Below are 14,169 nucleotides of genomic sequence, written 5' to 3'. Positions count from 1 at the left end.
GTCCTTACACTGGAGTCAGATCAGTTGGCCGCGCGGCTTACCTCGTCCTCCTCCATTGCGTCGAGCGCGCGCTTTATGCGGGAGGAGGTCTTGCCGGCCTGTTGCTGGGCTTCGGAGCTGCAGCGCGACTCGATCATCTCGTCAATGTCGCTGGCAGCGCCCTGAAGCATTCGCCGCAGCACCATATTTTCGTGCTGCAGATTGCCAATCTTGTGGCGCAGCCGTTCTTCTTCGGCTTTTGACGACATGCGTTCGGCCCAACTTCCGGAATCTCTATGACGGCGTGCATCCTTACGCGCACAGGTCAAATAGCAAGTCTTTCTCTGGCGCCTGCCTTGCACTACATCGCGCCTTATGACCGCTACCAACGATATTCGCCGCAGCTTTCTCGACTTCTTTCAGGGGGAGGGGCACCAGCCCGTGCCCTCCGCACCGCTTGTGCCGCAGAACGACCCGACGCTGATGTTCGTGAACGCAGGCATGGTGCCGTTCAAGGACGTTTTCACCGGGCGGGAACGCCGGGACTATAGCCGGGCGACATCGGCGCAGAAATGCGTGCGCGCGGGCGGCAAGCACAACGATCTTGAAAATGTCGGCTTCACGGCGCGTCACCACACCTTTTTCGAGATGATGGGCAATTTCTCCTTCGGCGACTATTTCAAGGAAGAGGCGATCTCCTTCGCCTGGCGCCTGATCACCAAGGAATGGGACATTCCCGCCGAACGGCTGACCGCGACGGTCTTCCACACGGACGATGAGGCGTTCGATCTGTGGCGCAAGATTTCCGGCCTGCCGGAGGAGCGGATTATCCGCATCGCCGGCAGCGACAATTTCTGGTCCATGGGCGATACCGGACCGTGCGGGCCCTGCTCGGAACTGTTTTACGACCATGGTCCGCAGATCGCCGGCGGCCCGCCGGGCTCCCCCGACGAGGACGGCGACCGGTTCGTCGAAATCTGGAATCTGGTTTTCATGCAGTACGACCAGCAGCCTGGGGGCGCGCGTGTCGATCTGCCAAAACCGTCCATCGATACCGGCATGGGTCTGGAACGCGTTGCAGCGGTGCTGCAGGGCACGCACGACAATTTCGAGATCGACCTCTTCCAGGCGCTGATCGAGAACGCGGCCGAGCTCGCCAAGACCGCCAAGGACGGCGCGCACAAGCAGTCGTTGCGTGTCATCGCCGATCATGTGCGGTCTGGTGGCTTTCTGATTTCCGATGGCGTGCTGCCGGCGAATGAGGGGCGCGGCTATGTGCTCCGGCGAATCCTGCGCCGCGCCATTCGCCACGCGCATATCGCAGGTGCCAGCGATCCGCTGCTTTGGCGGCTCGTGCCGACGCTCGTCAGCGAAATGGGCGCGGCCTATCCCGAACTCGTTCGCGCACAGCCGCTTATCGAGGAGACGCTAAGGCAGGAGGAAACGCGTTTTCGTCAGACGCTGGATCGCGGTCTGCGCCTGCTGGACGAGGAAACCTCCGCCATGGGCGAGGGGGACACGCTGCCCGGCGCGACGGCCTTCAAGCTCTATGACACCTACGGCTTCCCCTACGATCTGACCGTCGATGCGCTGCGCACGCGCGGCATCGGGGTCGACCAGCAGGGGTTCGAAGCGGGAATGGCGGAGCAGAAGGCGCGCGCCCGCGCGGCCTGGGCAGGGTCCGGCAGCGCGGCGGAAGATACGTTGTGGTTCGACATCGCCGAGCGCGAGGGCGCGACCGAGTTCCTTGGCTATCAGCATCATGAAAGCGATTGCAGCATCGTTGCCCTTGTCAAGGACGGTGTCGAGGTCGACAGCGCCTCCGCCGGTGACGAGGTCGAAATCTTTGCGAACCAGACGCCCTTCTATGGCGAAAGCGGCGGTCAGGCCGGCGATTCCGGGTGGATCGAGGCCGATGGCGTCAAGGCGGTGGTCTCCACGACCTCGAAGCCGCTCGGCCGGCTGCACGTGCACCATGCAAAGATCGAGACGGGTCACCTCAAAGTCGGCGATACCGCGCATTTCAAAGTCGATATCGAACGCCGATCCGCCATTCGGGCCAACCATTCGGCGACCCACCTCATCCACGCGGCGCTGCGGGCGCAGCTGGGCGCGCATGTCACCCAAAAGGGATCGCTGGTCGCCGAGGACCGCATGCGCTTCGACTTCAGCCATCCGAAGGCACTCACCGACGACCAGATTGCGGCTATCGAGGCGGAGGTGAACGCCCATATCCGAGAGAACCATCCTGTCACGACGCGGCTGATGACGCACGAGGACGCCATCGCTGCCGGCGCCATGGCGTTGTTCGGAGAGAAATACGGGGACGAGGTCCGCGTCCTTTCCATGGGCGTGTCGGGCGCGAACGATTACTCGGTCGAGCTGTGCGGCGGCACGCACGTGAACGCCCTTGGCGATATCGGCCTGTTCAAGATCGTCTCGGAGGGGGCGGTGGCGTCCGGCGTTCGGCGCATAGAAGCGCTGACGGGCGAAGCGGCGCGCCTCTACCTTCAGGCGCAGGAGGATCGGCTGAAATCGGCGGCCGCAACGCTCAAGACGTCTGCGGCTGACGTCCCCGAGCGCATTGTTTCTCTGGTTGAGGAGCGCAAGCGGCTGGAGCGGGAACTCGCGGAAGCGAAGAAAAAGCTGGCGCTTGGCGGCGGTGGTTCGGGCGGCGGCGCGGAGGACATCGCCGGCACGAAGTTCCTCGGCCAGGTCGCGGACGGTCTGGAGGCGAAGGCGCTGCGCGGAGCGGTCGACGAGCTGACGCAGTCGCTCGGTTCGGGCATCGCCATGCTGGTCGCTGTGAACGACGGCCGCGCCAGCGTCGCGGTGGGCGTATCGAAGGACCAGCAGGACCGGTTCGACGCCGTGGCTCTCGTGAAGATCGCGGTGGCCGCGCTGGGCGGGCAGGGCGGCGGTGGCCGGCCGAGCATCGCGCAGGGCGGCGGTCCGGATGGCGACAAGGCGCAGGCGGCTGTCGCAGCCGTCCGGGACGCGCTGACGCAGACTGCGGCCGCAGCCGCCTGATCCGTTCGTGCTGCGCCTGCTGAAGGATTGGGCAGCCGGCCTGCGCCGTGACCTCCTCGCGCTTTGGCTGGCCGCCCGCGATCCGGCAGTCCCGCTCCTTCCCAACCTGACGGCGCTGGTGACCGCCGGCTACGCATTGTCGCCGATTGACCTGATACCGGATTTCGTGCCGGTCCTCGGCTATGTGGACGATCTTCTCATCGTGCCGCTCGGCATCGCCCTGACGATCCGCTTGATCCCCGGAGACGTCATGGCCCGGTTGAGATCGGAGGCGAAGGGCATGCCGGCGCCGCCGTCCAGCAAGATCGCGGCGGCGATCTTCGTTCTGATCTGGGCGGCCATCGCTCTATGGCTCAGCTGGCTACTGCTCGCATACGACTAGCAAGCAGCACCCGCACAGGGCGCGTCAGCAGCCAGCATCAATCGTTTTCTCCACTTACCATGCCGATGCGACTAGCCGCGCGCAGCGGGTCGCGTGAAATGCCGGGTACGGCTTCCTTGATGCGGTTGCGCTCAATCTCCCGCATCTCGTGGATGGAGGCGATGACCGGTCCCATAGGCCGGCCGATATCGACAAGAACCGCCTCCGCCAGCTGGAGCGAGCTCTCGAGCGTTTCGGGGACGGCATCCGTCGCGCCGGCCCGGTAGAGTTCCGCAGCGTGATCGCTATCCCGCGCACGGGCCACGATGCACAGGTTGGGATAAGCGTCGCGGACGGCGCGCGTCGTTTTCACCACCTGTACGGGATCGTCCATGGTCAGGACGAGCGCCTTTGCCTCGTCCAGACCCATGAGTTCCAGGATCTTGTGCCGCTGCAGGTCGCCGAACACGGTGTACAGGCCGGCGTCCCTGGCCGCTCGCACCACCTCGATATTGGCGTCGACGACGGCATAGGGCTCGCCCTGCTTTTCCAGCATGTTTCCGACGAGCCGCCCGACGCGGCCGTAGCCGGCGATGATCGTGCGGCCGGGTTCTGCCGGCGGCAGCTCCTCGGGCATTTCGGTCGGCGGACTCAATTGCTCGGCGGACCGGCGGCCGAGCCGCGCGAGCAATGGCGTCGCCATTAGGCCGATCGCCGTCACGATCTGCCAGAACGACGCGGTTTCGGCATCGATGATCCGCGCAGCGGCGGCGGCGGTGAGAACGATAAGCGTCGTTTCCGAGGGCGAAGACATCAGAATGCCGGTATTCGCGGCCAGTCCCCTCGACGCGCCGCCGATGCGCAGGAGCACGCTGGTCACCAGCGCCTTGAGCGGGATGATGAGAACGACGGCAAGGCCAACCTGAAGCCATTCCATCAGGCTGAGATCCAGCCTGACGCTCATGCCGATGGTGATCAGGAAAATGCCGAGAGCAAGGTTCTTGAACGGGTCGATGAGGAGTTCGACCTGCGCGCGGTACTCGGTTTCCGCGATGATCAGGCCGGCGATCAGCGCACCCATGATGGCGCCGATTCCGGCGACGCTGGTGGCGAGGCTTGCGGCCATGACGACGACCAGCGTCGCCGCCATGAACAGTTCCGTACGCTTCGTGCGCGCCGCCTGATGGAACAGGCGCGGCAGAATGAAACGGCCGGCGATCCAGAGAACGGCAACGGTGATCCCGCCAGCGATCAGCGTTTCGATCATGCCGCCGACCGCATTGCCGCCGCCTGCTGCGCCCAGAACGCCGATCCCGAAAACGATGGGCACGAGCGCAACATCCTCGAAGAGCAGCATGGAGAAGGCGGCGCGGCCGACCGGGCTGCGTGTGCCCGTCATCGGCAGCACCAGCGCTGTCGAGGAGAGCGCGAGTGCGAGACCGAGGGCCAGCGCGGCGGTCGGCTCGTATCCGAACAGCGTCAGCGCGAACCCGATGATTCCTGCACCGAAAACGACTTCGCCGGTGCCGAGTAGGAACACCATCTTCCGAAGTTCCCACAGGCGCTTCAGACTGAGTTCGAGACCGATCCCGAAAAGAAGAAGGATAATCCCGAACTCCGCGAACGGCTCGATGACCTCGGGATTGCTGATACTGACATATTCAAGCCAGGGAACGGCGTCCTGAAAATACCCCAGAATCGGCCCGAGGAGCAGGCCGACGAGAATGAACCCGATCACGGGGTTCACGCGCGCGCGGGCGAACGCTGGAATGACGAGCCCCGCCGATCCGAGGATCAGCAGGGCATCGCGAAAGCCGGAAGTGTCGATGGATTCGGACGCCATGGACTATGCTATAGCGGTCCATGGCGCCCGCGCAAAAGTGCGGCTGTCAGGCCATCGCTTCCTCGAGGTTGCGTACGATCGCCTCGAAGAACTGCTCGGTGGTCAGCCATGCCTGATCGGGGCCGATCAGGATCGCGAGATCCTTCGTCATCTCGCCGCCCTCGACCGTTTCGACGCAGACGCGTTCCAGCGTCTCGGCGAACTCGGTCACCTCCGGCGTGCCGTCGATCTTGCCGCGGTGCTTCAGGCCGCCCGTCCAGGCGAAGATGGATGCGATCGGATTGGTGGAGGTCGCCTTGCCCTCCTGATGCATGCGATAGTGACGTGTGACAGTGCCGTGCGCCGCCTCCGCTTCTACCGTCTGGCCGTCCGGCGTCATCAGCACGGAGGTCATCAGGCCCAGAGAACCGAAGCCCTGCGCCACCGTATCCGACTGCACATCGCCATCGTAATTCTTGCAGGCCCAGACGAACTTGCCGTTCCACTTCAGCGCGGAGGCGACCATGTCGTCGATCAGGCGGTGTTCGTAGGTGATGCCCAGCCTGTCGAACTCGGTCTTGAATTCCTGCTCGTAGACCTCCTGGAACAGATCCTTGAAACGACCGTCATAGGTTTTCATGATCGTGTTCTTGGTGGACAGGTAGACCGGCCATTCGCGCATCAGGCCATAGTTCAGGCAGGCGCGGGCGAAATCGCGGATGCTGTCGTCCAAATTGTACATGCCCATGGCGACGCCGGCCGACGGAAACTCGAAGATTTCGTGCTCGAAGCTTTCGCCGTCCTCGCCCTCGAATTTCATCGTCAGCTTGCCAGGGCCGGGGATGTACATGTCTGTCGAGCGGTACTGGTCGCCGAATGCATGACGCCCGATGACGATGGGGTCGGTCCAGCCCGGCACCAGGCGCGGTACGGACTTGATGACGATTGGCTCGCGGAAAACGACGCCGCCCAGAATGTTGCGGATCGTGCCGTTCGGCGATTTCCACATTTTCTTGAGGCCGAATTCCTCGACGCGGGCCTCATCCGGCGTGATCGTGGCGCATTTCACGCCGACGCCGTGTTCCTTGATCGCGTTCGCCGCCTCGACCGTGATGCGGTCGTCCGTCTCGTCGCGCTTCTGCACGGACAGGTCGTAATATTTCAGGTCGATGTCGAGATAGGGACGGATCAGGCGCTCGCGGATCCATTCCCAGATGATCCGGGTCATCTCGTCGCCATCGAGTTCGACGACGGGGTTCTTGACCTTGATCTTGGGCATAGTTCGGCCTTTCGGGATAGGAGAAGGGAAGGATTTGCGCTTGGCTCTATGCGGCGCAGGCGGGCGAATCAACTGGAGCCTTGCGCCGGACTACGCAGCGCAATTGTAACCGCCCCGCCAATGCGGCTATGACATGCAGCCATGAGCCAGAATACGCCCCCAGACGATCCGAACCGCGATGCGCCCGATCGGCCCTCCCATACGCCCGTCGGCCCCTCGACCGGCCCCCGCGAGGGTGCCAGGGAAATTGGCAGCGAGACTGAGCCTGCAAGCGCGCCGCCGCCGGCCGCAGTTTCCCCTGCTCCGCCACCGGCCGCGCCGGCTCCTCCTGCGGCGGTGGAGAGCCGGGCCGCCGAGCCTCGGCGTGACCCCGCGCACGACATGCCGCCCCGCAACGACCTTGAGGCGGCGGCATACGAGATCCCGAAAATGCATCCGGAGGGCACGAAATATGTCGTCATTGCGGCGGCTCTCGCGCTGTTCTTCTGGTTCGTGGTGGACTGGGAGATTCTCGGCTGGCTGACGGCTGGCCTGACCGTTTGGGTGTTCGCTTTCTTTCGCGATCCGAAGCGGGTGACGCCCGTGGGCGAGGGGCTGATCGTTTCCCCGGCCGATGGCCTCGTCTCCCATATCGTCGAGGTGCCGGCGCCCCGCCAATTGGCGGGCGAGGGGTTGATGTCGGAGGAACGCTATACGCGCATCTCCGTCTTCATGAGCGTCTTCGACGTTCATGTGAACCGCGCACCCGTCGCTGGCCGGATCAGCCGCATTGCCTATGTTCCCGGCAAGTTCGTCAATGCAGAGATGGACAAGGCCTCGGAAGACAATGAGCGGCAATATTTCCTGATCGAGCAGACCGACGGGACGCGCATCGGCATGACGCAGATCGCCGGCCTCGTGGCGCGCCGCATCATCAAGTTCGTGCGCGAAGAGGACGAGGTTCTGGCGGGCGAACGGATCGGCCTGATCCGCTTCGGCAGCCGCGTCGATGTCTTCCTGCCGGCCGGCTTCGTTCCGCAGGTGGCGATCGGCCAGCGCGCGGTTGCCGGCGAAACGGTCCTCGCTGCGCGCGGGGGCAAGGTGGTCACTGGCAGAAAGCTTTGACGACGGACCGCTTCCTGTGCGGGAAACCTTGCCGTCCCGAAATCATTGATGGGCGGCATTGGACAGGGAACCGGGACTGTTGAGACAGGCAGAAGATAGCCGAATGCTGCGGGTGCGCCGCGTGCTGCCCATCCGCGCGCTGATCCCGAACGCCATCACCGTGGCGGCCCTGTGTTCGGGACTGACGGCCGTTAAACTGGCGATGGAGGGCAATTTCAACGGCGCCGTCCTCGCCATCGTGCTGGCGGGCGTTCTCGATGCCATGGACGGCCGCATGGCGCGCATGCTGAAGGGCGCGACCCGCTTCGGCGCGGAGCTCGACAGCCTTTCGGACAATGCCGCATTTGGCGTCGCACCGGCGCTGATCATCTATTTCTGGGCGCTCGACGATCTGCCGCGCTTCGGGTGGATCATCGCCCTGGCGCATGCCATCTGCGCGGCGCTTCGCCTGGCGCGGTTCAACGCTAACCTCGATGTGGATGATCAGCCCCACAAACGGCACGGTTTTCTGACCGGTATTCCGGCACCGGTCGGGGCGGGCCTCACCTTGTCGCCGCTGTTCCTGTATTTCTGGCTGGAACCCAAGGATTACATCAATGAACCGCTGCTCGGTGCCGGCTTTACCGGCCTGATCGTCCTGACGACAGCGCTTCTGATGATCTCCAACATTCCAACCTATAGCTGGAAGTTGATGAGCCCGCGGCCAAGTTACCGATTGGCCGCGCTCCTCTTCGTGGCGCTCTTTATCGGTGCTCTGTTGACCGAGCCATTCATGACCCTGTCGCTAACCTGCATCGGTTACGCACTCACCATTCCGTTCAGCATCGCGGCGTATCGACGCATCAGGCGGCGTGAAATTGCGGCTGTGCCAGCCACCGAGGGGGCACAGACCGGAGCAGGGCGGGGCGCCGCCGCCGCGGGCGAAGCGGGTGCCGGCACACAGGATGCGGGGTCACGGCAAGAGGGGCCGTCTCTACTTGGCCCCTCGTCATCTCCGGAGGAAGGAACGCCGCGATAATGGCGGCGCGGCGCTGTCGCAGCGCCGAGAAGGACACCACAAGGCCGACCGCCCACAGGCCGAGACTGACAAACGAAACGATGTGATAGACGAGTTCGGGCATGTGACCGGTCTCCCTTTGTTCTCATGCAATGTTCGTTATTTGTTCTCTCCTGTCAAGTTCCTGCGCGTTGACCGGCCGAGCGGGGCATCTATACCTCTGGAACACGTACAAAATCGCATGCTGGGGAGGACTGCGTCATGCTGGGAGGAATGCAGGATTGGCCGTTGCTGGTCTGGAAATTGATCGACCATGCGAGCGCGAATCACGGGTCCCGCGAAATCGTATCCCTGACCTGTGAGGGGACGGAGCACCGTACCAACTGGCGGGAGGTGAGAAGCCGGGCCATGAACGTGGCGGAGGCGCTGACCGGGCTGGGCGTCGGCACCGGCGACCGTGTCGCGACGCTGGCCTGGAACACGCACCGCCATGTGGAATGCTGGTACGGAATTTCCGGTATGGGAGCGGTGGCGCATACCGTGAACCCTCGCCTGTTCGAGGACCAGATCGTTTATATCCTCAACCATGCCGGCGACCGGGTCCTGTTCTTCGATCTGACCTTCGCAAGCCTGGTCGAGGCGATCGCCCCGCGCCTGGAAACGGTGGAGCACTTCATCGCGATGACGGGCGAGGCGCACATGCCGACGGGCGGCCGCCTTTCGCTGATCTGCTACGAGACGTTGATAGCGGAGACGTCCGGCGATTTTTCATGGGTCCAGGTCGAGGAGACGGCGCCCGCGGGACTCTGCTATACCAGCGGGACGACGGGCAATCCGAAGGGCGTCCTCTATACGCACCGTTCGAATGTGCTGCATACGCTGGGCGGCATCAGCAAGGACGCGCTTGGGCTGGGATCGGCGGATACAGTGCTGCCGGTTGTGCCCATGTACCATGCCAATGCCTGGGGCGTGCCATACGCCACGGCGGCGGTCGGCGCGAAGCTGGTCATGGCGGGTCCGCATTTCGATCCGGAAACGCTGCAGCGCATGATCCTTAAGGAAGGCGTGACGATGACGGCAGCGGTGCCGACCGTGTGGCTGGCGCTGCTGCAATATCTGGAGAGGACCGGAAAGGACCTTGGCGAACTCGAACGTGTGGTCATTGGCGGTTCCGCCTGTCCGCGCTCGATGATCGTTGATTTCAAGAAAAAATACGATGTCGAGGTCTTCCACGCCTGGGGCATGACGGAAATGTCGCCGCTGGGAACGGTCGGCACCCTGTCCGCAAGCGCGCTGGGAATGGACGAGGACGCGCAGTTCGACCTGAAGACCAAACAGGGCCGCGCAATCTTCGGGGTGGACATGAAGATCGCGGACGATGACGGGCGTGATCTGCCGCGCGATGGCAAGGCGTTCGGTCACTTGTTGGTACGCGGACCCTGGATCGCGGGACAGTATTTCGGCGGCGATGGCGGTGTCATTCTGGACGAGGAAGGCTGGTTCGATACCGGCGATGTGGCCACCATCGACTCCGAGGGCTACATGCAGATCACCGATCGGTCGAAGGATGTCATCAAGTCGGGCGGGGAATGGATCAGTTCCATCGAACTGGAGAATGAAGCGGTCGGCGCGCCGGGAGTGGCGGAGGCCGCCGTTATCGGCCTGCCCCACCCGAAGTGGGATGAGCGCCCGCTACTGATCGTCGTGCCGCGAGAGGGGGCACACCCCACGAAAGAGGAAATCCTCCACCATCTCGAGGGGCGCATCGCGAAGTGGTGGATGCCGGACGATGTGGTCTTCGTCGACGAGATCCCGCACACGGCGACCGGGAAGATCCAGAAGACCGCCCTGCGGGAGGCCTTTGCCGATTATCGCCTGCCCGGAGCGCGGGCGGCCTGATGCCGGGGGCGTTTTACAGCAGTCGCGGCTGATCGGTCAGAACTGAGGGATCGAACAGATCCGTGCGCAGGTCTAGCCGTGTCCGGTCCAGACCGCGCCGCTCCTTCGCCTTTTGAAACCGGGTCTGCAGGGCGGCGGCATAAGCGCCCTTGGGCTTGTACCGCTCGAAAAAGCGCGCCTCATTGTCTTTGCCCCCGCGCATCCCCTGCAGATGATTCATGACGCGGGCAGCCCTGTCCGGATAGTGGGTCTGAAGCCACTCGCGAAATATTGGCGAGACTTCATGCGGCAGCCGAACGACAATCGAAAAGCCGCCAATGGCGCCGGCGTCGGCCGCAGCGTCGACGATTGCCTCGATCTCATGATCGTTGATCGCGGGAATGACGGGAGAGACGGAGACATGGACGGGTATTCCCGCTGCCGTCAGTTCGCGCATGGCGTGCAGTCGCCGTCCGGGGCTGGACGCCCGTGGCTCCATCGTCCGCGCCGTTTCGGCGTCCAGTGTCGTCACCGACAGCATCACGGCGGCCAGCCCGCGCTGCGCCATCCGGGCCAGAATATCGACATCGTCCAGAACCCGCGCGGATTTCGTCGTGATGGTGACGGGATGGCTGCATTCCTCGAGCACGGACAGAATGCCCCGGGTAATCCGGTATCGGTCCTCGATGGGTTGATAGGGATCGGTGTTCGTCCCCAGCGCAATCGGCCGGCAGGCATAGCCGGTGCGAGCGAGCTCTCGGCGCAGGAGCGCGGGCGTTGACGGCTTCGCGGTCAGTTTCGTTTCGAAATCCTGGCCTGGTGACAGGCCCAGATAGGCGTGTGTCGGCCGCGCAAAGCAATAGATGCACCCGTGCTCACAGCCACGATAGGCGTTGATGGAGCGATCGAATGGAACATCCGGAGATTGGTTGCGCGTGATCGCGGTGCGCGGCGATTCCTCGCGCACCTGCGTCCGGAGCGGGGGGCGGAAATCGGCGTAGGCGTCGGCCCCCTGTTCCGCCGCTGCCGCCTCCGCATCCAGAAAGTCGCCGTCCATTTCCCTTTCGATATGATCGAAGCGCTGGCTGAGACCGTTCGAAACGGCGCCGCGCCCCTTTCGAAGCGTTGCGGGCGGAAACTGATGAGCCTGGGCCATGGAGGGAACATAACAGGAACATACCGCTCCTGAAAAGCGATTCGAATGCCGGCCTCACCGGCGTTTGTGCGTGCTTGCGTAAAAATCCGGCGGCTTCTTCGCGATCCAGCGTAGGAACCGGCTCACATCAGGATGCGCGGCGAGGGCGGCTGGCGTGTAGAAGGTTCTCGCAAGCTCCGCATTGGTGAAGATCGCATGGATTGTCCGATGACAGATTGGATGCACCGGAACCGTGTCCCGCCCGCGTCTGCTCTTCGGCACCGGGTGATGCCGTTCCACGCGCCTTCCCAGCGGTCGGCCGCACAGCCAGCACGCATCTTCGTCGCCGCTCATTCGGGTCGCAGATGCCGAATGGTCAGGATCACGAAGCCGAGAAATGCGGACTGCAAGGTCAGCGCGAACAGCGGCAGCTCGGCGATGTAGAGACGGACATAGCTGTTGATCGCGACATCGCTGATCATGATCGCCAGCGTCAGCAATGCGCCTGTCCAGCGTATGGCGGGCCTCCTATGCCAGAGAAGCAACGCAGCCAGGAGGTCCGCAAAGGCGAGCCCCGTCCAATAGGCGTTGAAGGTGAGCGGCGCGAAACGATAGGGAAGCCAGCCGGCCGCCGCAATGTCGAGCCAGTGCATAAGCGCGCCAGTCGCCAGGCAGACGCTATAGATCAGGCGGATCCAAAGGCTGTGCCTCTCGCGTGGCACCCCCGGGCGACCCTAGCGCTCCATCAGGCGGGGCATCAATTCGACGAAGTTGCAGGGCTGGTGGCGCACGTCGAGCTGGTCCTTTAGGATGCCGTCCCAGCCGTCCTTCACCGCGCCGGTCGAGCCGGGCAGGGCGAAGAGATAGGTGCCGTTGGCGACTCCGGCGCAGGCGCGCGACTGTACGGTGGAGGTGCCGATGGTGCGATAGCTGAGCATGCGGAACAGCTCGCCAAAGCCCGGAATGTCCTTTTCGCAGATGCTCGCAAAGGCCTCCGGCGTAACGTCGCGTCCGGTGACGCCGGTGCCCCCCGTCGTGATGACGCAGTCGATCTGGGTGTCGTCGATCCATTCCGAAAGTTGCTCGACGATCGTATTGGCATCGTCCTTCAGGATGGTGCGGGCGGCAAGTCGGTGGCCTGCCGCCTCTATGCGCGCGGCGAGCGTGTCGCCCGATCTGTCGTCCGCCGGCGTCCGCGTGTCGGAAATCGTCGCGAGTGCGATGTTCACCGAGCGGAAGGGAATGCTGTCGTCGATGGGCATGCGAAGACCGTGGCCGCACGGGCCGAGCCTGTCCAGTCCGAAAGCCGATGCTAGCTCGTTTCCAGATTACCGGTTTCTACGTTCGACACGGTGACACTGACAATCAGGCTGTCGGTGAAATCGACCTGCGCCGCTTCGGGTGGGGCGCTGCGCCTGAAGATCCGCAGCCAAATGAACAGAATGAAGGCGCCGTGCACGGCCGCCGTATAGAGGAACAGCGCGCCAATACCCGCTGCGCCGACGATAACGGACGCGATGAAGGGGCCTGCAACTGCCCCGAGGCCATAGGTGAGAAGCATTCCGGACGCCGCCTCCACATAGCCATCATCCTCAACATGATCGTTCAGGTGCGCGACCGAGAGGGCATTGATGGGGAAGGCGAAGACTCCGAAGACGAAAGCGAAAAGGAATGGCGCGCCGGCAAAGGCGTCAGAGAACAGCGTGAGAGCGACACCCGCAGCGGTCGCGCCGACGGAGGCGAACAGGATGACGCGGCGCCGATCGGTCTTGTCGGACCAGAGGCCGAGCGGCCACTGGCCGGCCGCCCCGCCCATAACCACGGCCGACATGAAATAGGCGGTTGCCTCTGCCGCACTCAACCCACCACTATGGTCGGAGGCGAAAACCGGAGCCAGGGCCCAGAAGGCGCCGTTGGCAAGGCCAACCGCCAGAGCGCCTGCCACACCGGCCGGCGACTGACGGAACAGGTGCAAGAGGCGCACGCGGGTTTGCTCGATGGGTGTGGGCGCCTCTGCCCGCGTCAGGGCGACGGGCAGGGCGGACAGGCTGACGAGGATCGACGCGGCGCAGAATAGCGGAAAGGCGGCCGGGTCTCCCAGTGTCAGGAACAGCTGCCCGACCGTGATCACCGTCAGATTGACGATGGTGTAGACGGAAAAGACAGTGCCGCGGTTTTCGCTGGACGATTTCTCGTTCAGCCAGCTTTCGATGATCGCGAAAATCACGGCGAAGGCGAAGCCGGTAATGCCGCGCAGGATCCACCAGACCAGCGGCTCCACAATCATCGCGTGGAACAGGGCGATGGTCGAGGCTAGGGCGACTGCAGCCGTGAACGCGCGGATGTGACCCACACGCTGCACCAGCTTTGCGGCCTGCATGCAGCCAAGGACGAAGCCGCCGAAATAGGAGGAGGCGAGCAGACCGATGGCGAGCGAGGACTGCCCCTCGATCGCGGCGCGAAGGGGCAGAAGGGCGCCCTGAAGTCCATTGCCCATCAGTAGCAGCGCAACCGACATGAGCAGCGCGGCAACGGGCGCAAGTGCGCGGCGAAGGGAGCCGGATTGCATAGCGCGCGTCCCTAT

Annotated in this window: 13 protein-coding genes; 5 read left to right on the top strand and 8 right to left on the bottom strand. The window is 63.9% G+C overall.

All coding sequences use genetic code 11. From position 1 onward, the window contains the following. Positions 1-20: 20 nt before the first annotated feature. On the bottom strand, positions 21-248 hold the full coding sequence (locus C725_RS09750) for a hypothetical protein (protein WP_038282771.1): 228 nt from the start codon (positions 246-248) through the stop codon (positions 21-23). Positions 249-354: 106 nt separating this feature from the next. On the opposite strand from C725_RS09750, the gene alaS reads away from it, so the two are divergent. Both alaS and C725_RS09740 read left to right on the top strand, forming a co-directional pair. Continuing rightward, complete coding sequence (gene alaS, locus C725_RS09745; RefSeq protein WP_008602466.1) at positions 355-3,009, top strand: alanine--tRNA ligase; 2,655 nt, start codon at positions 355-357, stop codon at positions 3,007-3,009. 7 nt (positions 3,010-3,016) lie between these two features. Further along, entirely contained in the window at positions 3,017-3,391 is a 375-nt protein-coding gene (locus tag C725_RS09740; protein ID WP_008602463.1) for a YkvA family protein, read from the top strand. Between the two features lie 37 nt (positions 3,392-3,428). Here C725_RS09740 and C725_RS09735 read toward each other — a convergent pair whose 3' ends face one another. Together C725_RS09735 and C725_RS09730 are read right to left on the bottom strand one after the other, a co-directional pair. After that, on the bottom strand, positions 3,429-5,213 hold the full coding sequence (locus C725_RS09735) for a cation:proton antiporter domain-containing protein (protein WP_008602461.1): 1,785 nt from the start codon (positions 5,211-5,213) through the stop codon (positions 3,429-3,431). Positions 5,214-5,259: 46 nt separating this feature from the next. Continuing rightward, positions 5,260-6,471, bottom strand: a complete 1,212-nt coding sequence (locus tag C725_RS09730; protein WP_008602459.1) for an NADP-dependent isocitrate dehydrogenase — start codon at positions 6,469-6,471, stop codon at positions 5,260-5,262. A 141-nt stretch (positions 6,472-6,612) separates the two neighbouring features. Here C725_RS09730 and C725_RS09725 point away from each other — a divergent pair, with 141 nt between their 5' ends. The 3 genes from C725_RS09725 to C725_RS09715 all read left to right on the top strand — a co-directional run bounded on the left by C725_RS09725 (position 6,613) and on the right by C725_RS09715 (position 10,471). After that, a complete protein-coding gene (locus C725_RS09725; RefSeq protein WP_008602457.1) occupies positions 6,613-7,575 on the top strand; it encodes a phosphatidylserine decarboxylase in 963 nt (320 codons plus the stop codon). A gap of 103 nt (positions 7,576-7,678) precedes the next feature. Continuing rightward, positions 7,679-8,593: a CDP-alcohol phosphatidyltransferase family protein gene (locus C725_RS09720; protein WP_008602455.1), complete on the top strand. Its 915-nt coding sequence runs from the start codon at positions 7,679-7,681 to the stop codon at positions 8,591-8,593. Positions 8,594-8,833: 240 nt separating this feature from the next. Next, a complete protein-coding gene (locus C725_RS09715; RefSeq protein ID WP_008602454.1) occupies positions 8,834-10,471 on the top strand; it encodes a long-chain-fatty-acid--CoA ligase in 1,638 nt (545 codons plus the stop codon). A gap of 13 nt (positions 10,472-10,484) precedes the next feature. Here C725_RS09715 and C725_RS09710 read toward each other — a convergent pair whose 3' ends face one another. The 5 genes from C725_RS09710 to C725_RS09690 are packed head-to-tail and all read right to left on the bottom strand — an operon-like array spanning position 10,485 to position 14,154. Next, entirely contained in the window at positions 10,485-11,606 is a 1,122-nt protein-coding gene (locus tag C725_RS09710; RefSeq protein ID WP_008602453.1) for a PA0069 family radical SAM protein, read from the bottom strand. A gap of 54 nt (positions 11,607-11,660) precedes the next feature. Next, entirely contained in the window at positions 11,661-11,939 is a 279-nt protein-coding gene (locus C725_RS16710; RefSeq protein ID WP_038282766.1) for a hypothetical protein, read from the bottom strand. Next, entirely contained in the window at positions 11,936-12,307 is a 372-nt protein-coding gene (locus C725_RS09700) for a hypothetical protein (protein ID WP_038282764.1), read from the bottom strand. The genes C725_RS16710 and C725_RS09700 overlap by 4 nt, the downstream gene beginning before the upstream one ends. Positions 12,308-12,319: 12 nt before the next feature. After that, positions 12,320-12,847: a molybdenum cofactor biosynthesis protein B gene (moaB, locus tag C725_RS09695; protein ID WP_008602450.1), complete on the bottom strand. Its 528-nt coding sequence runs from the start codon at positions 12,845-12,847 to the stop codon at positions 12,320-12,322. A 50-nt stretch (positions 12,848-12,897) separates the two neighbouring features. Beyond that, positions 12,898-14,154 (bottom strand): MFS transporter, encoded by a 1,257-nt coding sequence (locus C725_RS09690; RefSeq protein WP_008602449.1) that lies wholly within the window; start codon positions 14,152-14,154, stop codon positions 12,898-12,900. Positions 14,155-14,169: the final 15 nt, after the last annotated feature.

The sequence above is a fragment of the Pacificimonas flava genome (assembly GCF_000342165.1).
GTDB classification, from domain to species: Bacteria; Pseudomonadota; Alphaproteobacteria; order Sphingomonadales; family Sphingomonadaceae; genus Pacificimonas; species Pacificimonas flava.
Note: the sequence above shows the minus strand (reverse complement) of the source record. Positions and strands in the feature narration are given on the sequence as shown.

Excerpts from the sequence above, each read along its gene's own strand:
- C725_RS16710 (WP_038282766.1), bottom strand. The coding sequence starts at position 11,939 with ATGAGCGGCGACGAAGATGCGTGCTGGCTGTGCGGCCGACCGCTGGGA.
- C725_RS09710 (WP_008602453.1), bottom strand. The coding sequence starts at position 11,606 with ATGGCCCAGGCTCATCAGTTTCCGCCCGCAACGCTTCGAAAGGGGCGC.
- C725_RS09720 (WP_008602455.1), top strand. The coding sequence starts at position 7,679 with ATGCTGCGGGTGCGCCGCGTGCTGCCCATCCGCGCGCTGATCCCGAAC.
- moaB (WP_008602450.1), bottom strand. The coding sequence starts at position 12,847 with ATGCCCATCGACGACAGCATTCCCTTCCGCTCGGTGAACATCGCACTC.
- alaS (WP_008602466.1), top strand. The coding sequence starts at position 355 with ATGACCGCTACCAACGATATTCGCCGCAGCTTTCTCGACTTCTTTCAG.
- C725_RS09690 (WP_008602449.1), bottom strand. The coding sequence starts at position 14,154 with ATGCAATCCGGCTCCCTTCGCCGCGCACTTGCGCCCGTTGCCGCGCTG.
- C725_RS09715 (WP_008602454.1), top strand. The coding sequence starts at position 8,834 with ATGCTGGGAGGAATGCAGGATTGGCCGTTGCTGGTCTGGAAATTGATC.
- C725_RS09735 (WP_008602461.1), bottom strand. The coding sequence starts at position 5,213 with ATGGCGTCCGAATCCATCGACACTTCCGGCTTTCGCGATGCCCTGCTG.
- C725_RS09750 (WP_038282771.1), bottom strand. The coding sequence starts at position 248 with ATGTCGTCAAAAGCCGAAGAAGAACGGCTGCGCCACAAGATTGGCAAT.
- C725_RS09725 (WP_008602457.1), top strand. The coding sequence starts at position 6,613 with ATGAGCCAGAATACGCCCCCAGACGATCCGAACCGCGATGCGCCCGAT.
- C725_RS09730 (WP_008602459.1), bottom strand. The coding sequence starts at position 6,471 with ATGCCCAAGATCAAGGTCAAGAACCCCGTCGTCGAACTCGATGGCGAC.